Origin of the sequence: Mumia zhuanghuii (assembly GCF_042681565.1) — a bacterium.
In the GTDB taxonomy this organism is placed as follows: domain Bacteria; phylum Actinomycetota; class Actinomycetes; order Propionibacteriales; family Nocardioidaceae; genus Mumia.
On sequence record NZ_JBHUFT010000008.1, the window covers coordinates 82,392 to 107,227 of the forward strand.

Consider the following 24,836-nt stretch of genomic DNA (forward strand, 5'->3'; position numbering starts at 1 on the left):
GGGTGGTGTCAACCCGCGCGATCCTCCGAGCGGGTAGTTTTGCGGAGTGTCAGTTGCCGACCGGATCGACCGCTACCAGCGGACCCACCCGTTCGTCGGCTTCCCCATCGCGGTCGTCTACAAGTTCTTCGACGACTCGAGCAACTACCTCGCGGCGGCCGTCACCTACTACGCCTTCGTTGCGATCTTCCCTCTGCTGCTCATCGGGTCGAGCATTCTCGGCTTCTTTCTCCAGAACGATGAGGCTCTGCGTGAGCAGCTCCTCGACACCGCGATCGGCAGCTTCCCGATCATCGGCGACCAGATCGAGAGCACCGAGGGGCTGACGGGCTCCGCGACGGCGGTGATCTTCGGTGCTCTCGTTGCGCTGTACGGGGTTCTGGGGCTCGGTCAGTCCTCGCAGTTCGCCATGAACGTCGCGTGGGCCGTGCCGCGCAACGCTCGCCCCAACCCGTTCGTGGGCCGCGGGCGCAGTCTGGTGATGCTTGGCTTTGCCGGCTTCTCGATCCTCGTGATCGCGGGCCTCACGGCATTCTTGTCGACCAACCCGTGGTTCTCCGACGAGCACGAATGGGCCGGGTGGCTGGCGCGTGGCGGCACGCTGGTGCTGAGCGGCCTCGCCTTCACGGTCCTCTTCCTCATGGCGTCGGCGCGAAAGCACAGCTTCCGGTCGGCCGCACCGGGCGCGTTCGCGGTGGCGATCCTCTGGCAGGGGCTGCAGTTGGCCGGCACTGCGTACGTCCAGAACGTGATCGCCCGCTCCAACAACCTCAACCAGGTCTTCGCCGTCGTCCTCGGGATGATGGGACTGATCTACATCGGCGCCGTGATGGCCATGATCGGGGTCCAGATCAACGTCGTCCGCACCAAGCGCCTCTATCCGCGCGCGCTGCTCACGCCGTTCACGGACAACGTCACCCTCACCAAGGCCGACCAGCGCGCATACTCCGACTACGCCAAGGCGCAGCGTCACAAGGGCTTCGAGTCGATCCGGGTCATGTTCGGCCGGCCCGAGGAGCGGCACCGCGTCGAGCTTCCGCCGCCGAGTCCGGAGCGCCACGACCGTGTTCGCCCGCGGCGAACGGAATCGACCGCCGAAGGGGAACAAGCCAAGCCTCATTGAAGTTGAGTAGAGCACGCTCAACTTTGAAAGGTTGCTCATGACTGAGGCTCACGCCCCCCAGCAGCTGCCCGTCCTGTTCTTGACCGAGCCCGTCCTTCTTCCCGGCATGGTCGTCCCGATCGAGCTCGACGAGGCCGCCCGCGCCGCGGTGGATGCCGCGCGTGCCAGCTCCGACGACCGGCTCCTGGTCGCCCCCCGGCTCGAGGACCGCTACGCCTCGTTCGGCGTCGTGGCCGAGATCGTGCAGATCGGGCGGACCCAGACCGGTGAGTCCGCCGCCGTCCTCAAGGCCCACCGTCGTGCCCGTATCGGCACCGGCGTCACCGGCCCCGGCGCTGCCCTGTGGGTGGAGGCCGAGGAGGTCGACGAGGGTCTCGACGACGAGCGCATCCCCGAGCTCGCCAAGGAGTACAAGTCCCTTGTGATCGCCAACCTGCAGCGCCGTGACGCGTGGCAGGTCGTCGACATGGTCAACAAGGTCACTGATCCCTCGACGCTGGCCGACATGGCCGGTTATGCCCCGTACTTCACCGAGGTCCAGAAGCGTCAGCTCCTCGAGACCCCGGACACGGCCGAGCGGCTCGAGACGCTCCTCGCCTGGACGAAGGACGCCATCGCCGAGGCCGACGTCGCCGAGAAGATCGCCGAGGATGTCCGTGAAGGCATGGACAAGACGCAGCGCGAGTTCCTGCTCCGTCAGCAGCTCGCCGCGATCCGCAAGGAGCTCGGTGAGGACGAGCCCGACGGCGCCGACTCGTACCGCGAGCGCGTCGAGGCCGCCGACCTGCCTGAGACCATCCGTACGGCGGCGCTGCGCGAGGTCGACAAGCTCGAGCGGTCCTCCGAGCAGAACCCGGAGACCGGCTACATCCGTACGTGGCTCGACACGGTCCTCGAGATCCCTTGGAACGTGAAGACCGACGACAACGACGACGTCGACGGCGCCCGCGCCGTGCTCGACGCCGACCACCACGGCCTGGACGACGTGAAGGACCGCATCGTCGAATACCTCGCGGTCCGTGCGCGCCGCGCCCAGCGTGGTCTGCAGGTCGTCGGAGGTCGCGGCTCGGGTGCCGTCATGGTGCTCGCCGGGCCGCCCGGAGTCGGCAAGACGTCGCTCGGTGAGTCCGTCGCCCGCGCCCTCGGCCGGAAGTTCGTCCGCGTCGCCCTCGGTGGCGTCCGCGACGAGGCCGAGATCCGCGGTCACCGGCGGACATACGTCGGGGCGCTCCCGGGCCGTGTCGTCCGTGCGATCAACGAGGCCGGCTCGATGAACCCGGTCGTGCTGCTCGACGAGGTCGACAAGCTCGGCGCCGACTTCCGGGGTGACCCGTCGGCCGCGCTGCTCGAGGTCCTGGACCCGGCGCAGAACCACACGTTCCGCGACCACTACCTCGATCTCGACCTGGACCTGTCCGACGTCTTGTTCCTCGCGACGGCCAACGTTGTCGAGCAGATCCCGCAGGCACTGCTCGACCGCATGGAGCTGGTGACCCTCGACGGCTACACCGCCGACGACAAGGCCGCGATCGCTCGCGACTTCCTCTGGCCCCGCCAGCTGGAGCGCGCTGCGCTCGACGCCGACGAGGTCTCGCTGACCGACGCGGCGCTCGCGAAGATCGTCGCCGACTACACCCGTGAGCCGGGTGTGCGGCAGCTCGAGCGGCTGCTGGCCAAGATTCTCCGCAAGGTGGCGACGAAGCTGGCAGGCGCGACGGGGCAGGAGACCGTCGTGGTCGATGAGCCGGACCTGAAGGAATACCTTGGCCGTCCGCGGTTCACGCCGGAGTCCGACGAGCGTACGGCGGTGCCCGGTGTGGCGACCGGCCTGGCGGTCACCGGGTTCGGCGGTGACGTCCTCTACATCGAGGCGACGCCGACCGACGGCAAGCCCGGCATCACGCTCACCGGCCAGCTCGGCGACGTGATGAAGGAGTCGGCGCAGATCGCACACTCCTACGTCCGCTCGCACGCCGAGGCGCTCGGGGTCGACCCGGCGTTCTTCGACCACCACGTCCACATCCACGTCCCGGCAGGGGCCATCCCCAAGGACGGTCCGTCCGCGGGCGTGACGATGGTGACGGCGCTGGTGTCGGCCGCGACGGGCCGCAAGGTCCGCTCCGAGGTCGGCATGACTGGCGAGGTCACGCTCAACGGGCGCGTGCTGCCGATCGGCGGCGTGAAGCAGAAGCTGCTCGCCGCTCAGCGGGCCGGGCTCACGACGGTGTTCGTCCCGCATCGCAACGAGCCCGATCTCGATGAGGTCCCCGTCGAGGTCCGCGAGGCGATCGACGTCCGTCCGATGACGGACGTGGCCGAGATCGTCGCCCAGGCGTTGGAGCCGGCGGCCGAAGGGGTCTCGCAGGCCGCAGCCTGACGATCCTCACGTATCGCGATCCCGTCTCCGCTCGGAGGCGGGATCGCGGCGTTTCGGGTGGGAACGCCTCACACGTCTTGCGCGGACCGTGCAATACCCGGTATACATCTCTCTACCAGGATGAATACTCGGTATAGGGGGTCGGATGTCGATCCGGCAAGGGCTGCTCGCGCTGCTGTCGCACGAGCCGATGTACGGCGCACAGTTGCGTACGGAGTTCGAGCGACGTACGGGCGGCACGTGGCCGCTGAACGTCGGCCAGGTCTACACGACACTCGGCCGACTGCAGCGCGACGGGCTCGTGGAGCCCGAGGGCGAGGCGGACGAGGAGGGGAGGATCGTCTACCGCCTCACCGCGCAAGGGCGGACCGCCGTGGGGGAGTGGTTCACCTCCTCCGTCTCGCCAGACTCCGAACCGCGTGACGAGCTGACGATCAAGGTCGCGATGGGCATCAGCCTCCCCGACGTCGACGTCACCGCCGTGGTGCAGGCGCAACGGGCCGACTCGCTGCGCCACCTCCAAGCCCTCACGCGCCTCAAGCGCGATGCCCTCGATAAGGAGGACCTCGCCCGCGAGCTGGTCCTCGAGCGCTCCATCTTCGCCACCGAGGCCCAGGTGCGCTGGCTCGACCACATGGAGGCCCGGATCCGCCGGGCCCGCCGCCGTACGACCAACCCCGTAGAGGAGACCGCGCGATGACCGCACCCCTGGACCCGGAGGTCCTGCTCGAGCTGCGCGGCGTCGACCGCACCCACGGCGAGGGGCCCGCCGCCGTCCACGCGCTGCGCGGCGTCGACCTGACGCTGCGTGCCGGCGAGCTGGTCGCTGTCATGGGGCCGTCGGGCTCCGGCAAGTCGACACTGCTCAACATCGCCGGTGGTCTCGACTCGCCGACCTCCGGCGAGGTCGTCGTCGAGGGGCGGGCGCTCCGCTCGTACGGCCGCAGCGAGCTCGCCCGCGTACGTCGACGCCGGCTTGGGTTCGTCTTCCAGGACCTCAACCTCATCCCGACCCTGACGGCCGCGGAGAACGTGGCGCTTCCGCTCGAGCTCGACGGCGTCCGCGCACGCGAGGCCCGTACGGAGGCGCTGCGCTCCCTCGACGACGTCGGTACGCCCCACCTTGCCGACCGCTTCCCGGATGAGATGTCCGGCGGCCAGCAGCAGCGGGTCGCGATCGCGCGTGCGCTCGTCGGGCCGCGCCGTGTCCTCCTCGCGGACGAGCCGACCGGGGCGCTCGACTCCGAGACCGGCGAGGAGGTGCTCGCCGTGCTCCGCCGCCGCGTCGACGCAGGCGCGGGCGGGCTTCTCGTCACCCACGAGCCACGCCATGCCGCGTGGGCGGACCGGGTCGTCTTCCTGCGTGACGGACTGGTCGTCGACGACGGCGCCGCGCGCGACCGTCTGGCCGGTCTCGGTGAAGTGGCCCCCGCATGAGCGCCCTCGCCCGCTGGCGGCTCGCGCTGCGCATGGCGCGTCGCGACGTCCGTCGCTCCAAGGGCCGCAGCGCTCTCGTCGCGGTGATGGTCGGGACGCCGGTGATGCTCGCGGTGATGCTGTCCACGCTCTATGCGACCGACGACGTGACGCCGCTGGAGGCCATGCCCGCACAGCTTGGATCGTCCGAGGCGCAACTGTGGTGGAAAGGCTTCCCCGTCCAGCAGTCGCCGGACGGCCAAGACGGTGGCGGCTCGAGCGCCGAGGACCGCGCCCCTGAGCCCGACCCGGGCCCGGACGGCGTCCGCGCGGTCCTGCCGGGAGCCGAGGTCCTCGAGGTGCGGTCGAGGTTCGTCACCTTCGTCGGGCGCGCCGACGGCCCGCTCCGCGAGGTCGACACCACACCTCCGATGGCCGACGGCCTCGTCGACCTCACCGACGGGCGTACGCCGGAGCGTGTCGGCGAGGTCGTCCTGACGCCGCACCTGCGCGACCGCCTCGACGCCGCGCTCGGCGCGACGGTCGACGTCGCCGGCCGGGACGTGACCGTGGTCGGCGTGGGGACGTTCGGGTCGGTCGACCCGTATCCCCTTGCGTCCGGCGCCGTCGGGTTCCCCGGCACGTTCGACCTCGGCGAGGGCAACGGCGTGGAGAACGAGTACCTCGTCGACCGCGACGCGCCCGTCACCTGGGAGGACGTCAAGCGCCTCAACAGCGAAGGCTTCTGGGTCATCTCGCGGCACGTCCTCGAGAACCCGCCGCCCGCGTCGGCCCGGTACGACCTCGACGCGTGGAACGCGGGGCAGGACACAACCGAGCAAGCCGTCCTCGTGATCATCGTGACCGCGGTGCTCCTGCAGGTCGTGCTGCTCGCGGGTCCGGCGTTCGCTGTCGGAGTGCGACGCCAGCGCCGCGACCTCGCGCTCCTGGCCGCTGCGGGCGGGACGCCGGCCGACGTCCGCCGTACGGTGCTCGCTCAGGCGGCGGTACTGGGCGCGGGCTCGTCCGTCGTCGGTGCCGCGCTCGGGCTCGCGGCGTCTCCGCTCGTTGTCGCGGTCCTGCCGCGATGGTTCGACGAGGGGTTCGGGCCGTACGACGTGATGTGGCCGGCGGTTGCCGCGGCGGTCGTCCTTGGCGTGGTGGCCTCGCTGCTCGCGGCACTGGTCCCGGCGCGACAGGTCGCGAACCAGGACGTCACCGCCGCCCTCGTCGGCCACCGCGCGGCGCCGAGCCGGCGCAACGGGTGGCCGCTCGTCGGTCTCGCGCTGGTGGCCGTCGGGCTGGGTGTCTGCTTCACCGCAGGGATCCAGCCTGGTGGCGAGACGGCGGTCGCCGCCAGCACGGTCGCGATCGTCCTCGGCACCGTGTTCCTCACGCCGTTGGTCATCGGGCTGGTGGGCAGGGTCGGTGGACGCCTGCCGCTGACGCTTCGCCTGGCGGTGCGCGACACTGCCCGACAGCGATCCCGCAGCACGCCTGCCATCGCGGCCGTGATGGCGACCGTCGCCGGTCTCACCGCGCTCGCGATCGCGAACGCGAGCGACTTCGAGCACGACCGCCGGTCGTACGAGTTCACCTATCCGGTCGGGACGACGGTGCTCAGCGAAGGTGGGAGACCGATCGACGCGGTAGCGCGAGCTGCCGGCGAAGCCGCGGGGGTCGCCTTCACACCGATCGGGACAGCAGGGCGAGTCGGGGACGAGAGGGCCGGCGAGGGTTGGTGGACCGACGTCGCGGTGGAGACCGAGGAGTGGGGTCCCTGGGCGACGACGTCGGTCGCCGTCGCGACAGCCGAGGAGCTTGCTGCGTGGGGTGTCGAGCTGACGCCCGATCAGATCGAGACCCTTCGTACGGGAGGCGCGCTGGTCGCAGGACCCTCCGTGCTCGATGCGGGCGGGCGGGTCAGGGTTGCGGTAGACGAGCAACCAGCCGACGGGACATCGGGCCACTCGCGCACGGTCTCGCTCGATGCCTCTCCCGCCGACCTCGGCATGGGGGCGGTGCCGCAGGGGCGCGAGCCGGTCGTCGCGCTCGCCGTGATCGCCCCGCAGACCGCGCAGGCCCAGGCCGTCCCGTACGAGCGGAGCAGGGCGATCGCCGACTCCATCCTCTCGGACCAGCAGCTCCGCGACGTCCGTGCGGCCCTGCGTGAGCTGCCCGGGGAGCAGAGCACATGGACCGAGCAGGGGTTCGGCGGGACGTTCACCGTGCAGCTGCTGCTCCTGATCGGCGCCGGAGGCATCGCGGTTCTCATCGGCACGCTCAGCGCGACCGGGCTGGCGCTCGCCGACGCCCGTCCGGACTTCGCGACGCTCGCGGCGGTCGGTGCCGGGCCTCGGACTCGTCGGGGAGTCGCTGCCGCCCAGGCAGTGGTGCTCGGCGTTCTCGGGGCACTGCTCGGCGTCCTCGTGGGCTTCGCGCCCGGGCTCGCGGCGGCCTGGCCGCTGACCTCCGAGCGGTGGGGAGCGCTTGAGGGAACCGGCAGCGGGCCGGTCATCGACATTCCTTGGGGGATCCTCGCGACCCTCGTCTTCGTGGTCCCGCTGATCGCCGCAGGGGCATCGGCGATCGTCACCCGCGGCCGAGTTCCGCTCACCCGGAGGCTCGCGCAATGACGCTGGAAGTCACTAGCCCGTCACCCACTGTTACGCAACCGTTACCGGAGAACGGAAACATTCTGAGTAGCACCGACGTCTACAGTGGTCACAAGGTACGGCACAAGGTGTAGGGGGCACTGATGTCGCACATCGATCTTGCAGAACGCCAAAGACGGGCCGCACGGCTCCGGATCGCCCAGCTCGTCGCGCTCAGGCGCGCGACTGCCAGCGGCCTGGAACGCACGGCGGGCAGGGAGCCCAAGTCTTCGTCGTGAGGCTAGCGTCGTCGTGATGGCGCGCAGGGCCGCGTAGCCTGCGGGGGTGCCCACTCACGATCTCGGGACCTCCCCGCTCCTCGGCTTCGACCTCGACATGACGCTGATCGACTCGCGTCCGGGGATCAAGGCCGTCTATGACGAGCTCTCCGCGCGGACCGGCGTGCCCCTCGACTCCGACCTGGTCGTCTCGCGGCTCGGTCCACCCGTCGAGTCTGAGCTCGCGCACTGGTTCCCCGACGCGGACGTCCCGGCGATGGCCGATCTCTATCGTGCACTCTACGCCGACATCGCCGTGGCGCGGATCGCCCCCCTCGGTGGAGCACGCGAGGCGTTCGACGCGGTCCGCCAACGCGGCGGCCGGGTCGCCGTCATCACCGCCAAGAACTCTGCCGACGCACAGCGGCACCTCGACCACCTCGGGCTCGAGGCCGACGAGGTCCGGGGGAGGGCGTGGCGTACGGGCAAGGCAGACGCCCTGCGTGAGCTCGGAGCGGTCGCCTACATCGGCGACCACGTGCACGACATGGAGGCGGCGGAGCTCGTCGGGATCCCTGGTGTCGGCGTCACGACCGGACCGTGCTCGCGCGACGAGCTCGGCGCCGCAGGGGCGGCCATCGTGCTCGCCACGCTCCTCGAGCTGCCCGACCATCTGGACGCGGTGTGGCCTGCGACCGAGGTGGCCTAGGCTTGGCCTGGTCCCCGCGGCACCGCCGCCCACGCGCGACGAAGGTGAGGTCAAGCCGTGCCTGTTGGCAAGGTCAAGTGGTACGACCCTGAGAAGGGGTTCGGATTCCTGAGCCGCGAGGGCGGCGAGGACGTCTTCGTCCGTGCCGACGCGCTGCCCGCGGGAGCGACCACGCTCAAGCCAGGCACCCGCGTGGAGTTCGGCATCGTCGCCGGACGCCGTGGCGACCAGGCGCTTCAGGTCCGCGTGCTCGACCCGACGCCCTCGGTCTCCAAGCAGCAGGCCAAGGCGCGCCGCAAGCCCGCCGAGGACATGGCGGTCATCGTCGAGGACACGATCCGGCTCCTCGACGGGGTCGGCGAGACGTACCGTGCCGGCCGCCACCCCGAGAGCCGTACGGCCAAACAGACGGCGGCGCTCCTGAGGGCGCTCGCCGACGAGCTCGCGACCTGACCCCAGCCCGGCGACCCTGCGTGGTGGTGGCTTGCCACGTACGGAAGAATGGTCATATGTCTGCCCCTCATACTGCGCCAACCCGTGCGTCCTCGGCCCGCGCGCCGAAGCTCGACGCGGTCGCGGCGGGTGCGATCGACGTCGCGCGTGCCGCGCTCGTCGACGAGGTGGGGGAGAAGCAGGTCGGTGAGCACCTCGGTGCTCGTGCCGAGGGTGACCGGGTGGTCACGCACCTGTTCGCGGCCGCGATGCCCGGCTACCGGGGCTGGCACTGGTCGGTGACGGTGGCGCGCGCCCTGCGCCAGAAGAAGATCACTGTCGACGAGGTGGTCCTCCTCCCGGGTGAGGACGCGATCGTCTCGCCGGTCTGGACGCCCTACAAGGACCGCGTGCGGTCGGGTGACATGAACCCCGGTGACCTCCTGCCGCCCGAGGAGAACGATCCTCGCCTCGCGCCGGCATGGTTCGTGGGCGACGACGCGGTCGACGCCGAGGTCGATCCGACGTCGGTGCGCCCGATCGCGGACGAGGTCGGGCTCGGCCGCGTCGAGGTGCTCTCGCTCGAGGGTCGCGACGCTGCCGCTCAGCGCTGGTACGACGGCTCTCGAGGCCCCGACACACTCCTGACCCAGCAGGCGCCCGGACGCTGCCGCACGTGCGGCTTCATGGTCTGGCTGAGCCCCCCGCTCGGATCGTTGTTCGGGGTGTGCGCCAACGCCATGGCGAACGACGACGGCCAGGTCGTGTCGTTCGACCACGGCTGCGGTGCCCACTCAGAGGCGCGCGTAAAGCGCCAGACTGGCCCCGGGCCGGCGCCGGTGCACGACACCGTGACCGTCGACGACGTCTCGGACGTCGAGCCCGTCTGACCCCTCGTCCGTTCCGGCCCGCCAGGGTCGGTGTGACACGAATCGCGCCCTCATTAGTTGTGTGCTGAAAGCATTCGTTTTAAGGTTGCATAGCAAAACCAACTAACCTTGAGGCGGGCCCTGCATGCTCACGACCGAGACGGCAGAACGGATGGTCGGCGTCCTCGGCAAGCTCAGCCGGGCGCTGCGGTCGTCCAGCCACCGCTGGGAGCGGCTCAACGGCGGCATGCGACGCCAGGATCACACCGTGCTGCGACGACTCCAGCGTCACGGCGAGCAGCGCATGAGCGACCTCGCGGATGCGCAGTGCGTGACCGCGTCGGTCATCAGCCGCCAGATCGCCGCCCTCGAGCAGGAAGGCCTGGTCGAGAGAAGGAGCGACCCCGCCGACGCGCGCGTCGGCCTGATCCGCCTGTCCGACCACGGCAGCGCTCGCCTCGAGGACGCCACGCGCAGGTACGCCGGCTTCGTCAGGTCGGTCTTCGCCGACTGGGACGACGCCGAGGCCGCGCGCATGGCCGACCTGATCAACGAGTTCGCGGATCGGTTGGCCTTAGATCTCGAGCACTTCGAGGGACACCTCGACACTGACCCGGTCGTGGCGTCCGCCGCTGCGGCCTTCGACCGTACGAACGAGAGGAACCGCACCTCGTGACCACCGCTCCACCCAAGAGTCCAGACGAGCTCGACCACCGCGCCATCATGGAGGTGATGGTCGGCCTGCTGGCCGCGCTCTTCACCGCCATGCTCAGCAGCACGATCGTCGCGAACGCGCTGCCGACGATCATCGGCGACCTCGACGGCACCCAGTCGCAGTACACGTGGGTCGTCACGACCTCGCTGCTGGCGATGACGGTCAGTACGCCGATCTGGGCGAAGCTTTCGGACCTGCTCAACAAGAAGCTCCTGGTCCAGATCGCGCTGATCGCCTTCGTCGTCGGCTCGGTCCTCGCGGGCTTTGCCCACGACGTGCCGACGCTTCTCGTCGCACGCGGTCTCCAGGGTCTGGCGATGGGTGGTCTCACGGCGCTCGCGCAGGCCATCATCGGCTCGATCATCCCGCCGCGTGAGCGCGGTCGCTACAGCGGCTACATGGGTGCGGTCATGACCCTCGCCACGGTCAGCGGCCCTCTCGTCGGTGGCGTGATCGTCGACTCCTCCCTCGGTTGGCGATGGACGTTCTTCGTGTGCGTCCCGTTCGCCGTGGTGAGCCTCTTCGTGCTCCAGCGCTACCTCAAGCTGACGACCTTGGTGAAGGACGTGAGCGTCGACTACGTCGGTGCCGTCCTCATCGCCATCGCCGCCAGCCTCCCGCTGCTGTGGGTGACCTTCGCGGGCAACTCGTACGAGTGGGTCTCCTGGCAGAGTGCCCTGTTCGTCGGTGGGACGCTCGTCGCGGCCGCCGCGTTCGTCCTCGTCGAGTCGAAGGTCCGCGAGCCGCTCGTCCCGCTCAAGGTCTTCACCGACCGGACCACGACGCTCGCGATCGTCGCGAGCATCGCGGTCGGCATCGGGATGTTCGGCAGCTCGGTCTTCCTCGGCCAGTACCTCCAGGTCGCGCGCAGCTACTCGCCGACCGAGGCAGGCCTCATCACGATCCCGATCATGCTCGGATCGCTGGTCGGCACGATCGGGTCGGGCCAGCTCATCGTCCGGCACGGGAAGTGGAAGATCTTCCTCGTCTCGGGTGCCGCGCTGCTGATCGGCGGACTCGGCCTGCTCGGCACGATCGACCACGCGACGCCGCTGTGGCAGATGTGGATCTTCATGACGCTGATGGGCCTCGGCATGGGCATGCTCATGCAGAACCTCGTGCTCGCGGTGCAGAACACGGTCGACATCACCGAGGTCGGGATGACGTCGGGTGCGGTGGCGTTCTTCCGCTCCCTCGGCGGCACGATCGGCGTCTCCGTCCTCGGAGCGATCCTCGCCTCGAGCGTGAAGGAGAAGATCGCCGCCGGACTGCACCAGCTGGGCATCCCTGCGTCGGAGTCCGCCGCGAGCGGCACGCTCGACCTCGCCCACATGCCCGAGCCGATCGCCGACGTCGTACGGATGGCGTACGGCGACGCGACGGGCGAGATCTTCCTCGTGGCCGCCGGTGTCGCCGTGATCGCGCTCATCGCGGTTTCGTTCATCAAGGAGGTCCCGCTGCGGACCACGCTCCGCAAGGAGGAGCCGGTGGACGCCGAGCGCGAGCGCGAGCCAGTCGCCTGACGCACGCCGTACGAAGGGCCGCTCCCGAGCACGGGAGCGGCCCTTCGTTGTGTCGGGGGTGCGGGTGCGGACGGTGCCGCGTCAGGAGCGGTCGAACTCAGCGTCGGCGTCGGCCTCGGTATCGGAGTCGAGCGCGACCTTGCGGCGGCGGCAGTATTCGACGCCGATGAGGCCCAGGCCGAAACCGGCCAGACAGGTCCACAGCCACCACACGTCACCGTTGCGCTGCAGCGTGCCGAGGAAGGGGAGCAGCCCGAGCAGCGCCGCGAGCCACAGGATCGAGCCGACCGTCATCGTGCGGATGCCGTCGACGTCCAGCGGCTTTGGATCGGGCACGACCTTGTGGACCGTGCTCCCGATCTCGAGCTCAGTGACCTGAGGTTTGTCGAGGCCGCGGGTGCGGCGGCGTGGAGCGGATTCGCGCTCTTCGCGCGCCTCGACGCGCGGAGTCGCCGCCACCGGCTTGGGCGGGGTCACCGCCACCGTCTCGGGAGGAGTTGCGGGAGAGGCGTCGGGCACGGGACGATCGGCGCGGCGGCCCCCGGCCCGGCGGGACTCATTGTGACCACGGCCACGCTTCGATGACGCGTCCGATGTCAACTTTCGCTTGCCTGAAGCCACGCCTTTACAGTACCCCCCTGGGGGAACAGTCCTACTTCGTACCGTCAGGAGCGTCATGTCCACCCAGACCGCGACCGGAACCTTGGACCGGTTTTTCAAGATCTCGCAGAGAGGGTCGAGCGTCGGCCGCGAGATCCGCGGCGGCGTCGTCACCTTCTTCACGATGGCGTACATCATCGTGCTCAACCCGATCATCATCGCCGGGGTCCAGGACGCCGAGGGCAACTACCTCGGTGGCGGCTCGCAGGCCCAGGCGTTCGCGCTCGTCGCGGCCGGTACGGCGCTCGTCGCCGGCGTGATGAGCATCCTCATGGGTGCCGTCGCGAACTTCCCGCTCGCGATGGCGGCGGGGCTCGGGCTCAACGCGTTCGTCGCGTACTCGATCGCCAGCCAGATGACGTGGGCCGATGCGATGGGCCTCGTCGTGCTCGAGGGCCTCATCATCCTGCTCCTCGTGCTGACAGGTTTCCGCAAGGCGGTCTTCGACGCGGTGCCGCTGCCGCTGAAGACGGCGATCTCGGTCGGCATCGGCCTCTTCATCGCCCTCGTCGGACTCGTCAACGCCGGCGTCGTCCGTACGACCGGCAACGCCTCGCCCCCGATCGGCCTCGGCGTCGGCGGCACGCTCTCGGGCTGGCCGGTCCTGGTGTTCTGCATCGGCCTGCTCCTCATGATCGGCCTGTATGCACGCGGCGTCCGCGGCGCGATCCTCATCGGCATCCTCGTCACGACGGTCATCGCGGTCGTCGTCGAGTCGATCACCGAGACCGGCGGCTCCGGCGGCGACCCGACCTCGAAGGGCTGGAACCTCAACGTCCCGAGCATGCCCGACTCGTTCATCGATCTGCCTGACTTCTCGCTGCTGGGCAACTTCTCGCTGCTCGGCTCGTTCGAGCAGGTCGGCGCCATCACCGCGGTGCTGCTGATCTTCACGCTCCTGCTCGCCGACTTCTTCGACACGATGGGCACCATGACGGCGATCGGTGCCGAGGCGGGGCTCAACGACGAGGAGGGCACTCCCGAGAACGCTCAGCGCATCCTCGTCGTCGACTCGCTCGGTGCGGTCGCCGGCGGCGCTGCCAGCGTCTCGAGCAACACCGCGTACGTGGAGTCGGCGTCGGGAGTCGGCGACGGCGCGCGTACGGGCCTTGCGGCCATCGTGACCGGCGTGCTGTTCCTGCTGGCCACGATCTTCTCGCCGGTCGTCGCGCACATCCCGAACGAGGCGGCCGTGCCGGCTCTCGTCCTCGTGGGCTTCTTGATGATGCAGCAAGTGATCGACATCCCGTGGAAGGACGTCGAGCTCGCGATCCCGGCATTCCTGACGATCGCCCTGATGCCGTTCACGTACTCGATCACGGTCGGCATCGGCGCCGGGTTCCTGACCTTCGTGCTGATCAAGGTCGTGCGAGGCAAGGCGCGTGAGGTCCACCTGCTGATGTGGATCGTCGCGGCGATGTTCCTGCTCTACTTCGCGATCGACCCGATCACGCGCTGGATCAGCTGACCCTCGTCCACCCGCACCACCTCGTCGGCCGCGCCGCCCGCGCACCGACGGGGTGGTTCGGGGGATGGTACGTGAGGAGGGTCATTCGTTAACGTGTTTAATTAACATCGCTAACGACCTATCATGGTCGTATGCCTACCGATGCCCAGAAGCTTGCGTCCTCGGTGGCCCGTCTGAACCGCAGGCTCCGACAGGAGCGGCACTCCGAGCTCACCCCGAACCAGATGGCCGTGCTGGCGACGCTCCACAAGCACGGACCGCTGAGCCCGGGGGCGATCGCCTCGATCGAGCAGGTCCAGCCACCATCGGCCACCCGCACCCTCAACTGCCTCGTCGAAAAGGGGCTGGCCGAGCGCCAGGCCCATCCGACCGACCGCCGTCAGGTCGTCGTGTCCCTGAGCGCCGAAGGCGTCGCCGTGCTGGACGCCGAGCGTGCGCGTCGCGACTCCTGGCTGGCTGCCCGTCTCTCCACCCTCACCACCGAGGAGCGGGCGGTTCTCCGCGATGCCACCGTGCTCCTCGAGAAGCTGGTGGTGAGCGAGTGAGCCCCACGTTCCGCTCGCTGTCCGTCCGCAACTACCGCATCTACGCCAGCGGTGCCCTCGTGTCCAACGTCGGTACGTGGATGCAGCGTGTCGCCCAGGACTGGCTCGTGCTCGCGCTCACGGGCAGCGCCACCGCGCTCGGGATCACCACCGGGCTGCAGCTCCTGCCGGCTCTGCTGTTCTCGCCGGTGGCGGGGCTCGTCGCGGACCGCTTCCCCAAGCGGCGCGTCCTCATGATCACCCAGGCCATGATGGCGGTCCCGGCCGCGCTGCTCGGCATCCTGGCCATCACCGGGGTCGCCGAGGCGTGGCACGTGTACGTCCTCGCGTTCCTCTTCGGCGTCGGCACGGCCTTCGACGCACCGGCGCGCCAGTCGTTCGTCGTCGAGATGGTCGGCAAGGAGGACCTCGCCAACGCGGTCGGCCTCAACAGCGCCTCGTTCAACTCCGGCCGCATGATCGGCCCCGCGATCGCGGGCCTCATGATCGCCGCTCTGGGCTCGGGCGTCGTCGCGACCGGCTGGGTGATCCTGCTCAACGCGATCAGCTACTTCGCGGTCTTCCTCTCGCTCGTCGCCCTGCGGGTCCGTGACCTGCGGCCGGTGACCCCCGCGTCCCGCGGGAGGGGAGCCGTGCGTGCAGGCGTCCGCTACGTACGGTCGAGACCCGATCTCGTCCTGATCCTCACCACGGTGTTCTTCGTGGGGACCTTCGGCATGAACTTCCAGATGACGTCGGCGCTGATGGCGACCGAGGTCTTCGGCAAGGGCGCGCAGGCGTACGGGGTGCTCGGCTCGATCATGGCGATCGGCTCGCTGGCCGGTGCGCTGGTGGCCGCCCGCCGCGAGCGTCCGACCCGCCGTCTCGTCGTCGGTGCTGCGCTCGTCTTCGTGGTCGTGGAGGTCGCCTCCGGCCTCATGCCCACGTACCTCGCGTTCGCGCTCGTCCTTCCCCTGCTCGGGCTGAGCGCCCTCACGATGATCACCGCGGCCAACGCCTACATCCAGCTCACGGTCACCCCGCAGATGCGGGGTCGGGTCGCGGCGCTCTATCTCATGGTGTTCATGGGTGGCACGCCGTTCGGTGCCCCGGTGATCGGATGGATCGGCGAGACCTTTGGTGCCCGCTGGACGCTGATCCTCGGCGGGCTCGTCGCCGGAGTCGGCATCCTCGCGGCCACCGCTTTCTACCTGCTCCGCGCCGGCATGCAGCTACACGTCGACCTGCGTCACAGGCCCCGCATCCTCGTCGTCCCGCGCGACCCCCGTGCGGCCGTCCGTACGACGGACGCGGTCGAGGCGCTGGACGAGGCCGGCCGTCTCGAGGCCGGAGAGGCGGGGAGCCCGCCCGCGCCCGCGGACGATCCCCATCCGGCACCGGACGTGTTGCCTGCGAGCTCCGCGCGTCGTTGACCAGCACGCGAGAAAGGCTGGTGCCTCGCGAGCGGCGTGGCACGCTGGAGGCATGGCTCCGAGGCAGCACGACGCCGAGAACCGCCTTCCCTGGGACCTCTACCTCGCGGTGATCCGCATCGAGGTCGACCGCGCCCTCGAGGTGACCGACGACCTCGACGCCGCGGTGCCGGGGTGTCCTGGCTGGACGGCGCGCGATCTCTTCGAGCACATCGGGCTGGTCTTCCGGCACAAGGTCGAGTCGATGCGTACCGCGAGCGAGCCGCCCTGGCCGCTGACCGGCCTCGACACGAGCGACGTACGCCGCCTGCTTGTGGAGGAGACCGCGACGCTGCTCGCCGAGCTCCAGCAGCGCGGCCCCCGAGAGGTCCGGCACACGTGGTTCCCCGACGACCGGTCCAACGGGTTCTGGTTCCGACGGATGGCCCTGGAGGCCACGGTCCATCGCGTCGACGCCGAGCAGGCGGCGGGCACCGAGGTGACACCGATAGAGCCTGAGGTCGCGCTCGACGGCATCGACGAGTTCCTGACCATCTTCGTCGGTGGTCCCTGGTGGGACGACGACGAGGAGCTCACGGGCTTCCCCGTCGACGCGCGGATCCGGATCGTGGCGGACGACCGGGCCTGGACGCTCGCTCTCTCCCATCACGAGGTCGTGGTCCGCAAGGATGACGACGCACCGGTCGACCTGAGCCTCGAGGGCTCGCCGCACGCGGTCTACCTCTGGCTGTGGGGGAGGGGGCCGGCCGATTTCGTGCTCGACGGGCGCAAGGACCTGCTCAAGGAGCTCGAAGGACGCTTCGCCGAGGCCGGGACATGACGCCGGGGCACCTCGCGGCGGCTGTACGGAGGGGCGGCCCAGGGGCTATTCTCGTTCGTCGGGGGTAGTGGCTTGTTCCGAAGTGGTGAGCACGAGCAGGAGTGACCCCGAGTCGATGAATCCGCGACACCGCAGGGCCTTGATCCCTGGCCTTCTCGTCGTCCTCCTCGTGATCGTCCTCGTGACCGCGCTGGCGCGCGAGGCGCGCGCAGACGAGCCGCCGATCGAGCAGGTCAGCACGATCACTGACGCCCGTCTGCGGGAGTCGAGCGCCCTCGTCATCAGCAAGCGCGACCCGTCGCTCGCCTACACCGTCAACGACTCCGGCAACGAGCCGGTGGTGTTCACGATCGAGGTGGCCTCGGGCGAGGTCGTCGGGTCCACGCGGCTCGTGGGGTTCAACGTCGTCGACGTGGAGGCGCTGGCCATCGACCGTACGGGCAGGCTCTGGGTTGCCGACATCGGTGACAACGACGCCGTACGGTCCACCGTGGCGCTCTATGCGCTCACCGAGCCGGTGGTCGGGACGAAGCAGGTCAAGCCGAAGCGCTACCGGGTCCGTTATGCCGACGGGAACACCGATGCCGAGGCCTTGCTCGCCGACCCCGCAGGCGGCATGTCGATCGTCTCCAAGGGTCTGCTCGGCGGACAGCTCTACCACCTGCCCGAGACGCTCGACCCCAAGAAGGTGAATGTCGCCGAGCCCGTCGCCGATGCTCAGGTGCCCGCGCTGGTGACCGACGGCGACTATCTCCCCGACGGCGCCGGCATCGTCCTGCGGACCTACCTCGGCGTCCACGTCCTCGACGCCGCGACGTGGGGGGAGACCTGGTCGTCGACGGTCCCCGAGACCGGCCAGAGCGAGTCGCTCGCCGTCGAGCCCGACGGCACCTCGGTGCTCATCGGCAGCGAAGGGCTCCCCTCGCCGATCCGCCGCGTGACGCTGCCCGAGGACCAGCGTGCCGCGATGCTCGCGCCGGCGAGCGGTGTCATCGACCTCGACTGAGGGTCGCCGGCGACCACCCGCGCGTGCCGCGCCGGAGCGACTCGCGAGGCGTTAAGCGAGGTGCTCGACGACGTGGTCGAGGCACCGCGTGAGCAGCGAGATGTCGTCGGGCTCGATCGCCGGGAAGGTCGCGATGCGCAGCTGGTTGCGGCCGAGGCCGCGGTAGCCGTCGATGTCGACGATGCCGTTCTCGCGCAGGACGGCGGTCACCGCCTTGGCGTCGACTCCCTCGAGGTCGATCGTCACGACCGTCGGTGACTGCTTGCCGGGATCGGCGACGAACGGCGTCGCGTACGAGGTCTGCTCGGCCCACCCGTACAGGCGTGACGACGAGTCCTCGCAGCGTGCGACTGCCCACGGGAGCCCGCCGTTCTCGTGGATCCACCGCAGCTGGTGGTCGGTCCAGACCAGCGACGCGAGCGGCGGCGTGTTGTAGGTCTGGTCCTTGCGGGAGTGCTCGACCGCCGCGGCGAGATCCAAGAACGCGGGGATCCAGCGCCCGCTGGCAGCGATCTCCTCCACCCGCGCGAGCGCCGCGGGAGACATGACGGCGAACCACACCCCGGCGTCGGAGGCCAGCGCCTTCTGCGGAGCGAAGAAGTAGACGTCGCACTGGGTGATGTCGACCGGGATGCCCGCCGCCGCCGACGTCCCGTCGATGACGACCAGCGCGTCGTCGTCGGCTCCCTCGACACGGCGGACGGGCGCCGTGACCCCTGTCGAGGTCTCGTTGTGGGCCCAGGCGTACACGTCGATGCCTGGCTCGGCCTCCGCGTCGGAGTGCGTGCCCGGGTCGCTGGCGAGCACGGTCGGCTCTTCGAGGAACGGGGCACGGGCGGCGGCCTTGGCGAACTTCGCCCCGAACTCGCCGAACGAGAGGTGCTGGCTGCGCTCGCGGATCAGCCCGAAGGTCGCGGCGTCGAAGAACGCGGTGGACCCGCCGACGCCGAGCACGACCTCGTAGTCGTCGGGCAGCGAGTAGAGCGTACGAAGCTGCTCACGGATCGAGCCGACCAGAGAGCGTACGGGCGCCTGGCGGTGCGACGTGCCGATCAGCGGCGACGTGGCGAGGGCCTGCATGGCGTCGTGGGGGACCTTGGACGGCCCGGAGCCGAACCGGCCGTCGGACGGGAGGAGCTTCTTCGGGATCTGCACGGGACTCATTCTTGCTGCTGCCCGAGCCACGCGGCGGGGCGAGGTGCAATGAGCTCTCGCGTACGACACGGTCGGGGGGTGCAAAGGCTGCCCATGACGAGGAGACGGCGATGACCGAGACCGAGATCGAGAAGGACCGCCTGGACGTATCGGGTGCCACGCTGGCGTACGACGTGCGGCCCGTACCGGACAGCGACCTGACGCCGCTGCTGGTCATCGGGTCGCCGATGGGGGCGGCGGGCTTCGGCACGCTGGCGGGACACTTCACCGACCGGCCGGTGATCACGTACGACCCGCGCGGGGTGGAGCGCAGCAGCAAGGACGACCCCTCCACCGAGACGACGCCGGACGAGCATGCCGACGACCTGCACCGGCTCATCGAGACCGTCGGCGGGCCGGTCGACCTCATGGCCAGCAGCGGAGGTGCCGTGAACGCGTTGGCACTGGTGAGCCGCTACCCAGACGACGTCCGCACGCTGGTCGCGCACGAGCCTCCGCTCGCAAGGCTGGTCCCGGACCGCGAGCAAGCGCTCGCCGCGTGCCAGCAGATCGGCCGCATCTACGACGCCGAGGGACTCGGCGCCGCGATGGTGCGCTTCATCCTTCTCGTGACCCACGAGGGGCCGGTCCCCGACGGGTTCACGGACACGCCCGCGCCAGACCCGCAGACCTTTGGGCTGCCGGACGAGGACGACGGGTCACGCGCCGACGTGCTGCTCGGGCAGAACCTGCTCACGTGCACGCACTACGAACCCGACCTCGACGCGCTGCGGGCGAGCCCGGCGCGTCTGGTGCTGGCGGTCGGAGCGGGCTCGGGAGAGCAGCTCGCGTGCAGGGCCACCCGTGGGCTCGCCGAGCAGCTCGGTACGAGCGTCACGGTGTTTCCGGGCGACCACGCCGGCTTTCTCGGCGGCGAGTACGGACAGACCGGGGAGCCGGACGCGTTCGCCGCGACGCTGCGCGAGGTGCTCGCTCACGACTGAGCGTCGCCCAGCTGCTGGGCGACGGCCTCGTCGTACCTGTCCATGCACTCCTCGAACGTGGGGATCGTCGCGCCCCCCTCGGACTGGGCACGCTCGATCAGCAGCTCGAGCGTGTCGAGCAGGCCTTTGACCTGCGGTTCGAAGGGAGTGGAGGCGGTGTCGAACGCGCCGACGCTCCACAGCCGGGTCATGGTGGGGAACCGTGTGGGGTCGAACGTACGCTCCCAGAAGTCGCCCGTCGCCTCCCAGTAGGCGGCGTAGTCGGTCCCCTGGGTGCGCCGGTCGGCATCCTCGGCGGCGGCCGACCGGGCTGACCCGGCCACCATGTTGTTGACGATGTCGAGCGTCTCGATGACCTGGCTCGCGGTGAGGCCGGTGTCGACGAGGATCCGGTATCCCGCCTCTTGGACCGTGAACACGTGCGGCGCCAGCGGGAGGCGCCACGGGTTCACGTCCAGCAGCCACGGGTGCTGACGCAGAAGTGACCAGTAGCCCCGCGCATAGAGCTCGAGTGCGGGCCGCCACGGCAGACCGGGGTCAGGCAGGTCGAAGTCGGCATACCCGCGGTCGACCATCGCGTCCACGAGCTCGTCACGTCCGGGGACGTGGGAGTAGAGCGTCATGGCGCCCACGCCGAGCGCACGGGCGACCGAGCGCATCGAGACCGCGTCGCGCCCGTCGGCATCGGCGATCGCGACGGCGGCGTCGACGACCTCGGCACGGCTCACTCGAGCCGGTCGGCCTCGGGTCGAGATGACAGGCGGACTCCAGAGCGAGGCATAGCGGTGCTGCGGGGGCTCAGGGTCGGACTCGGGGCGACCGGGTGCCGCGTCCGGTTCTTCGTGCGTCATCGCTCTCCTCGAAAAGGGGTTGCCACGTTTTATCGTACAGCGTACCGTTACGAGCATGACAGATTCAGTACGCCGTACGACAAGTATGGTCGCCGCGCGGGGTCTCACGAAGACCTTCAGGCGCAAGAAGGAGGTCGTCGAGGCCGTCAAGGAGGTCGACCTCGACGTCGCCGACGGCGAGCTCGTGGCTTTCCTGGGCCCGAACGGTGCCGGCAAGTCCACGACGCTGCGCATGCTCACCTCGCTGCTGCGACCCACGTCCGGGACTGCCACGGTCGCCGGGTACGACGTGGTCCGCGACCCCGCCGAGGTGCGGGCGCGCATCGGTTACATCGGGCAGGGCAACGCGGGCGGCTACTCGTACCGGGTGGGCGACGAGCTGATGAACCAAGGTCGCTTCTACTCGGTGCCGGCCGACGTGGCACGCAAACGGGCGGCCGACCTCCTCGAGGCGCTCGAGCTCTCGGGGATGGAGAAGCGCACCGTCCTCTCGATGTCCGGCGGCCAACGCCGACGGCTCGACGTCGCGATGGGGCTGATGAACCATCCCCGGCTGCTGTTCCTCGACGAGCCGACCACCGGCCTCGACCCGCACGCCCGGGCGAACCTCTGGGAGCACATCACGCGCCTGCGCGTCGAGAACAAGATGACGATGCTGCTCACGACGCACTACCTCGACGAGGCCGACTCGATGGCCGAGCGCATCGTGCTCATCGACCACGGGACGGTCATCGCCGATGCGACACCGACGCAGCTCAAGCGTGAGTTCGCCGACGACGTGGTGACGCTCGGGCTCGCCACCGGAGTGGACACCGCCGCGGTCGTCCTCGAGAAGGCGCGCTCGGTGCTCCCCGGCGACGTCAGCCGGGTCGAGGACCAGGTCGACGCCGACGGCTCCGTACGCCTGGTGCTGGCCACCAATCACGGACCCGATCTCGTCCCGCCCGTGCTCCGCGCGCTGGAGGCGGTCGGCGTCACCGTTGGCTCCGCGGACGTCAAGCAGGCGTCGCTCGACGACGTCTTCCTCAACCTGACCGGCCGGAGCCTGCGCGAGGAGGCAGCATGACCGCCACGACCGAGACTCTCTCCCCGACCGCCAGCCCGCTTCCGCAGCGGACGCGGGCCGCGAAGTGGGTCCACGACACCACCGTGGTGTTCGTCCGCGAGATCCTCGTGACCCTGCGCGATCCGTTCACGCTGATCTTCTCGCTGCTGCAACCGCTGGTCTTCCTCGGACTGTTCGGCCCGCTGCTCGACGGGATGCTCGGCGAGGGGTCCATCGAGGGCGAGTCAGCGCTGCAGTGGTTCCTCCCGGGCGTGCTCGTGATGATCGCGATCTTCGGCACGGGCATGGTCGGCGGCAACCTCCTGTACGAGCTGATGACCGGCGCGTACGAGCGGATCCTCGCGACCCCGCTCGACCGCTCCTCGATCCTGGTGGGGCGTGCGCTCAAGGAGTTCGCGCCGCTGGTCGTACAGGCACTGCTGATCACCGTCGTCGCGATCCCGTTCGGACTGTCGTTCTACCCGGCGCACGTGCTCCTCGGGCTGCTGATCCTGGGCATCTTCGGCATCGGGCTCGGCTCGCTGTCGTACGCCCTCGGGCTGGCCTCGAAGAACCGCGAGTGGGTCTTCTGGGGTGTGCAGCAGTCGCTGATCTTCCCGCTGCTGCTGCTCGCCGGCATGATGCTGCCGCTCGAGGCCGGGCCGGAGTGGATGCAGGCGGTCTCGAAGTTCAACCCGCTCACCTACATCGTCGACGCCGAGCGGACGCTGTTCGCTGGCACGATGTGGGACTCCACCGTCGCATGGGGCCTCCTCGCGGCGTTCGCGACCTGCGCCGTCGGCCTGTGGGTCGGCATCTGGAAGGTCAAGCGCACGATCTGAGTCATGCCACCCGTCGGGGTGCGGAATGTCACACCGTACTCCGACGGGTGGCTGTGACACCAGCGTCATCCGTACGATGCGCACCATGAGCGAGTTGTCGTTGAGCGGCGACGCGACCTACTCCCGTGAAGCCTGGGAGAAGTCCGCGGCCGCCGTCCTCCGCAAGTCCGGGAGGCTGAAAGAAGACCAGCCAGACGCGGCCGTGTGGGACGCCTTGGCGACTCGCACGCTCGACGACATCGCGGTGACGCCGCTCGGCACGCCCGAGCTGGTGGCCGACGTCGCCGATCCCGGGCTGCCCGGCCAGGCCCCGTACGTCCGGGGGGCGCAGGCCCGCCGAACCGACGGAGCGTGGGACGTGCGCGTGCTCCACGAGGATCCCGACGCGACCAAGGCCGCCGAGGCGATCCTCACCGATCTCGAGAACGGCGCGACCTCGCTCTGGCTGCGGCTGGGGCCCGAGGCGCTCGACCCGGCCGCACTCGCCACCGTGCTCGACCGTGTCTTCGTCGACCTGGCGCCTGTCGTCATCGAAGGTCGTGCCGACGCCCTCGGCGCCGCCGACGCGTTCTGCCGCTACCTCGATGAGCGTGCCGTCACCCCGGCACCCGGCACGAACCTCGGCCTCGACCCGATCGGCGCGACGCTGCGCGGGTACGGCAGCGGGCTGCACCTCGAGACCGTCGTCGTCGAGGGTGCCCGCAAGGCGGCCGGGCGGGGGATCGCTGCGTTCGTCGTCGACGCCACCGCCGCGCACGACGCGGGAGCGTCCGACGCCCAGGAGATCGGGTACGCCCTCGCCGTCGGTGCTGCGTACCTGCGGATCCTCGCAGGCGCCGGATTCTCGGTCGACGAGGCGCTCGCGCTGGTCGAGTTCCGGTTCGCGGCGACCGACGAGCAGTTCACCACCATCGCGAAGCTCCGGGCCGCCCGGCGCACGTGGAACCGGCTCACGGAGCTGTCCGGTGCCGCCGACGTCTCCCGAGGCCAGGTGCAGCACGCGGTCACGTCGCGCGTGATGCTCAGCAAGTACGACCCGTGGGTGAACATGCTCCGGACGACGGTGGCGGCGTTCGCGGCCGGTGTCGGCGGCGCGGCCTCGGTGACGGTGCTGCCGTTCGACGCCCCGCTCGGTCTCCCCGACGGCTTCAGCCGCCGGATCGCGCGCAACACCTCGTCGCTGCTCATCGCCGAGTCCCACGTCGCCGCCGTGACCGACCCGGCCGGCGGTGCGTACGCGGTCGAGCGGATCACCGACGACCTCGCGCGTGCCGGGTGGGAGGAGCTCGGCCGCATCGAGGCCGTCGGCGGCGTGCGGGACGCGATCGAGGACGGCTCGCTGACCGCCCGCCACGCTGCGGTCGCACGCGAGCGCGAAGCGCAGATCGCCCGCCGCGAGCGTCCGATGACCGGCCTCTCGGAGTTCCCGAACCTGCGCGAGGTGCTGCCCGAGCGCACCCCGTACCCCGAAGGCGCCGAGCCGCTCCAGCGCTGGGGTGCCGCCTTCGAGGCGCTGCGCGACAACCCGGTCGCCACGCCGGTCTTCCTCGCGACGATGGGGCCGGTCTCGGCGCATACCGCCCGCGTCACGTTCATCGCGAACCTGCTGGCCGCAGGCGGTATCGAGACCGTCGCCGCCGGTGCGACGAGCAGCGTCGACGAGGTCCTCGCCGCGTACGACGGCGCGCCGGTGGTCTGCCTGGCGGGGCCTGACTCCGCCTACGCCGCATGGGGTGCTGACCTCGTGACGGCGCTGCGCGAGGCCGGAGCGCAGTGGGTGATCCTCGCGGGCAAGCCGGTCGACGGGCTCGAGGTCGACGGCACCGCAGCCATGGGCGTCGACGCGCTGACCTTCCTGCACGAGACCCGCGGCCGCCTCGGCGCGGGATCGGTGGCCACCGCGGCCGCTGGTGAGAACGGAGCCGACGCATGAGCATCCCCGAGTCCTTCGCCGGACTGCCGCTCGACCCGGAGGCCCCGTACGAGGCCGACCGTGCCGCGTACGACCGCGCC

Annotated in this window: 22 protein-coding genes; 19 read left to right on the top strand and 3 right to left on the bottom strand. The window is 70.1% G+C overall.

The annotated features are described in order from the left end of the window. The first annotated feature begins 46 nt into the window (after positions 1-46). The 10 genes from ACFSDF_RS08710 to ACFSDF_RS08755 all read left to right on the top strand — a co-directional run bounded on the left by ACFSDF_RS08710 (position 47) and on the right by ACFSDF_RS08755 (position 12,036). Complete coding sequence (locus ACFSDF_RS08710; RefSeq protein WP_167001580.1) at positions 47-1,123, top strand: YihY/virulence factor BrkB family protein; 1,077 nt, start codon at positions 47-49, stop codon at positions 1,121-1,123. A 37-nt stretch (positions 1,124-1,160) separates the two neighbouring features. After that, complete coding sequence (gene lon, locus ACFSDF_RS08715; protein ID WP_167001581.1) at positions 1,161-3,500, top strand: endopeptidase La; 2,340 nt, start codon at positions 1,161-1,163, stop codon at positions 3,498-3,500. A 145-nt stretch (positions 3,501-3,645) separates the two neighbouring features. Continuing rightward, the gene (locus tag ACFSDF_RS08720) at positions 3,646-4,200 is read left to right on the top strand and encodes a PadR family transcriptional regulator (RefSeq protein ID WP_167001582.1); all 555 of its coding nucleotides are present in this window, start codon (positions 3,646-3,648) and stop codon (positions 4,198-4,200) included. Continuing rightward, on the top strand, positions 4,197-4,937 hold the full coding sequence (locus ACFSDF_RS08725) for an ABC transporter ATP-binding protein (RefSeq protein ID WP_377157132.1): 741 nt from the start codon (positions 4,197-4,199) through the stop codon (positions 4,935-4,937). The genes ACFSDF_RS08720 and ACFSDF_RS08725 overlap by 4 nt, the downstream gene beginning before the upstream one ends. Continuing rightward, positions 4,934-7,552 (top strand): FtsX-like permease family protein, encoded by a 2,619-nt coding sequence (locus tag ACFSDF_RS08730; RefSeq protein WP_377157134.1) that lies wholly within the window; start codon positions 4,934-4,936, stop codon positions 7,550-7,552. The genes ACFSDF_RS08725 and ACFSDF_RS08730 overlap by 4 nt, the downstream gene beginning before the upstream one ends. Before the next feature lie 303 nt (positions 7,553-7,855). After that, complete coding sequence (locus tag ACFSDF_RS08735) at positions 7,856-8,497, top strand: HAD family hydrolase (protein WP_243845021.1); 642 nt, start codon at positions 7,856-7,858, stop codon at positions 8,495-8,497. A gap of 57 nt (positions 8,498-8,554) precedes the next feature. Beyond that, positions 8,555-8,950, top strand: a complete 396-nt coding sequence (locus ACFSDF_RS08740; RefSeq protein WP_167001584.1) for a cold-shock protein — start codon at positions 8,555-8,557, stop codon at positions 8,948-8,950. 56 nt (positions 8,951-9,006) lie between these two features. After that, a complete protein-coding gene (locus ACFSDF_RS08745; RefSeq protein ID WP_377157137.1) occupies positions 9,007-9,819 on the top strand; it encodes a DUF3027 domain-containing protein in 813 nt (270 codons plus the stop codon). Positions 9,820-9,943: 124 nt separating this feature from the next. Then, positions 9,944-10,474: a MarR family winged helix-turn-helix transcriptional regulator gene (locus ACFSDF_RS08750; protein WP_167001586.1), complete on the top strand. Its 531-nt coding sequence runs from the start codon at positions 9,944-9,946 to the stop codon at positions 10,472-10,474. Then, the gene (locus ACFSDF_RS08755) at positions 10,471-12,036 is read left to right on the top strand and encodes an MFS transporter (RefSeq protein WP_243842880.1); all 1,566 of its coding nucleotides are present in this window, start codon (positions 10,471-10,473) and stop codon (positions 12,034-12,036) included. Before ACFSDF_RS08750 ends, ACFSDF_RS08755 begins: the two co-directional genes overlap by 4 nt. A gap of 81 nt (positions 12,037-12,117) precedes the next feature. Here the strand turns inward: ACFSDF_RS08755 and ACFSDF_RS08760 are convergent, their stop codons facing one another. Beyond that, complete coding sequence (locus ACFSDF_RS08760) at positions 12,118-12,513, bottom strand: DUF2530 domain-containing protein (protein ID WP_243842881.1); 396 nt, start codon at positions 12,511-12,513, stop codon at positions 12,118-12,120. Positions 12,514-12,712: 199 nt separating this feature from the next. On the opposite strand from ACFSDF_RS08760, the gene ACFSDF_RS08765 reads away from it, so the two are divergent. From ACFSDF_RS08765 to ACFSDF_RS08785, 5 genes are all read left to right on the top strand, one after another. Then, complete coding sequence (locus ACFSDF_RS08765) at positions 12,713-14,164, top strand: NCS2 family permease (protein ID WP_377157140.1); 1,452 nt, start codon at positions 12,713-12,715, stop codon at positions 14,162-14,164. A 131-nt stretch (positions 14,165-14,295) separates the two neighbouring features. Further along, complete coding sequence (locus ACFSDF_RS08770) at positions 14,296-14,709, top strand: MarR family winged helix-turn-helix transcriptional regulator (RefSeq protein WP_167001588.1); 414 nt, start codon at positions 14,296-14,298, stop codon at positions 14,707-14,709. Then, positions 14,706-16,121, top strand: a complete 1,416-nt coding sequence (locus ACFSDF_RS08775) for an MFS transporter (protein ID WP_167001589.1) — start codon at positions 14,706-14,708, stop codon at positions 16,119-16,121. Before ACFSDF_RS08770 ends, ACFSDF_RS08775 begins: the two co-directional genes overlap by 4 nt. Before the next feature lie 52 nt (positions 16,122-16,173). After that, entirely contained in the window at positions 16,174-16,941 is a 768-nt protein-coding gene (locus tag ACFSDF_RS08780; RefSeq protein WP_377157142.1) for a maleylpyruvate isomerase family mycothiol-dependent enzyme, read from the top strand. Positions 16,942-17,056: 115 nt separating this feature from the next. Continuing rightward, positions 17,057-17,947 carry a hypothetical protein gene (locus ACFSDF_RS08785; RefSeq protein ID WP_167001591.1) on the top strand — a complete coding sequence of 297 codons (891 nt, stop codon included), beginning with the start codon at positions 17,057-17,059 and terminating at the stop codon, positions 17,945-17,947. Between the two features lie 51 nt (positions 17,948-17,998). On the opposite strand, the gene serC is transcribed toward ACFSDF_RS08785, so the two are convergent. Continuing rightward, complete coding sequence (gene serC, locus ACFSDF_RS08790) at positions 17,999-19,111, bottom strand: phosphoserine transaminase (protein ID WP_167001592.1); 1,113 nt, start codon at positions 19,109-19,111, stop codon at positions 17,999-18,001. Positions 19,112-19,212: 101 nt separating this feature from the next. On the opposite strand from serC, the gene ACFSDF_RS08795 reads away from it, so the two are divergent. Further along, on the top strand, positions 19,213-20,085 hold the full coding sequence (locus ACFSDF_RS08795; protein WP_167001593.1) for an alpha/beta fold hydrolase: 873 nt from the start codon (positions 19,213-19,215) through the stop codon (positions 20,083-20,085). Here ACFSDF_RS08795 and ACFSDF_RS08800 read toward each other — a convergent pair. Continuing rightward, complete coding sequence (locus tag ACFSDF_RS08800) at positions 20,076-20,936, bottom strand: TetR/AcrR family transcriptional regulator (protein WP_167248979.1); 861 nt, start codon at positions 20,934-20,936, stop codon at positions 20,076-20,078. The genes ACFSDF_RS08795 and ACFSDF_RS08800 overlap by 10 nt on opposite strands. A 55-nt stretch (positions 20,937-20,991) precedes the next feature. On the opposite strand from ACFSDF_RS08800, the gene ACFSDF_RS08805 reads away from it, so the two are divergent. The 3 genes from ACFSDF_RS08805 to ACFSDF_RS08815 all read left to right on the top strand — a co-directional run bounded on the left by ACFSDF_RS08805 (position 20,992) and on the right by ACFSDF_RS08815 (position 24,756). Further along, positions 20,992-22,002, top strand: coding sequence for an ABC transporter ATP-binding protein (locus ACFSDF_RS08805; RefSeq protein ID WP_377157146.1), 1,011 nt, complete (start codon positions 20,992-20,994; stop codon positions 22,000-22,002). Further along, complete coding sequence (locus ACFSDF_RS08810) at positions 21,999-22,823, top strand: ABC transporter permease (RefSeq protein ID WP_167001595.1); 825 nt, start codon at positions 21,999-22,001, stop codon at positions 22,821-22,823. Before ACFSDF_RS08805 ends, ACFSDF_RS08810 begins: the two co-directional genes overlap by 4 nt. 85 nt (positions 22,824-22,908) lie before the next feature. Next, a complete protein-coding gene (locus ACFSDF_RS08815; RefSeq protein ID WP_377157148.1) occupies positions 22,909-24,756 on the top strand; it encodes a methylmalonyl-CoA mutase family protein in 1,848 nt (615 codons plus the stop codon). Positions 24,757-24,836: the final 80 nt, after the last annotated feature.

Excerpts from the sequence above, each read along its gene's own strand:
- ACFSDF_RS08805 (WP_377157146.1), top strand. The coding sequence starts at position 20,992 with ATGACAGATTCAGTACGCCGTACGACAAGTATGGTCGCCGCGCGGGGT.
- ACFSDF_RS08785 (WP_167001591.1), top strand. The coding sequence starts at position 17,057 with ATGAATCCGCGACACCGCAGGGCCTTGATCCCTGGCCTTCTCGTCGTC.
- ACFSDF_RS08810 (WP_167001595.1), top strand. The coding sequence starts at position 21,999 with ATGACCGCCACGACCGAGACTCTCTCCCCGACCGCCAGCCCGCTTCCG.
- ACFSDF_RS08765 (WP_377157140.1), top strand. The coding sequence starts at position 12,713 with ATGTCCACCCAGACCGCGACCGGAACCTTGGACCGGTTTTTCAAGATC.
- ACFSDF_RS08725 (WP_377157132.1), top strand. The coding sequence starts at position 4,197 with ATGACCGCACCCCTGGACCCGGAGGTCCTGCTCGAGCTGCGCGGCGTC.
- ACFSDF_RS08750 (WP_167001586.1), top strand. The coding sequence starts at position 9,944 with ATGCTCACGACCGAGACGGCAGAACGGATGGTCGGCGTCCTCGGCAAG.
- ACFSDF_RS08745 (WP_377157137.1), top strand. The coding sequence starts at position 9,007 with ATGTCTGCCCCTCATACTGCGCCAACCCGTGCGTCCTCGGCCCGCGCG.
- ACFSDF_RS08795 (WP_167001593.1), top strand. The coding sequence starts at position 19,213 with ATGACCGAGACCGAGATCGAGAAGGACCGCCTGGACGTATCGGGTGCC.
- ACFSDF_RS08815 (WP_377157148.1), top strand. The coding sequence starts at position 22,909 with ATGAGCGAGTTGTCGTTGAGCGGCGACGCGACCTACTCCCGTGAAGCC.
- lon (WP_167001581.1), top strand. The coding sequence starts at position 1,161 with ATGACTGAGGCTCACGCCCCCCAGCAGCTGCCCGTCCTGTTCTTGACC.
- serC (WP_167001592.1), bottom strand. The coding sequence starts at position 19,111 with ATGAGTCCCGTGCAGATCCCGAAGAAGCTCCTCCCGTCCGACGGCCGG.
- ACFSDF_RS08720 (WP_167001582.1), top strand. The coding sequence starts at position 3,646 with ATGTCGATCCGGCAAGGGCTGCTCGCGCTGCTGTCGCACGAGCCGATG.
- ACFSDF_RS08780 (WP_377157142.1), top strand. The coding sequence starts at position 16,174 with ATGGCTCCGAGGCAGCACGACGCCGAGAACCGCCTTCCCTGGGACCTC.
- ACFSDF_RS08800 (WP_167248979.1), bottom strand. The coding sequence starts at position 20,936 with ATGACGCACGAAGAACCGGACGCGGCACCCGGTCGCCCCGAGTCCGAC.
- ACFSDF_RS08770 (WP_167001588.1), top strand. The coding sequence starts at position 14,296 with ATGCCTACCGATGCCCAGAAGCTTGCGTCCTCGGTGGCCCGTCTGAAC.
- ACFSDF_RS08730 (WP_377157134.1), top strand. The coding sequence starts at position 4,934 with ATGAGCGCCCTCGCCCGCTGGCGGCTCGCGCTGCGCATGGCGCGTCGC.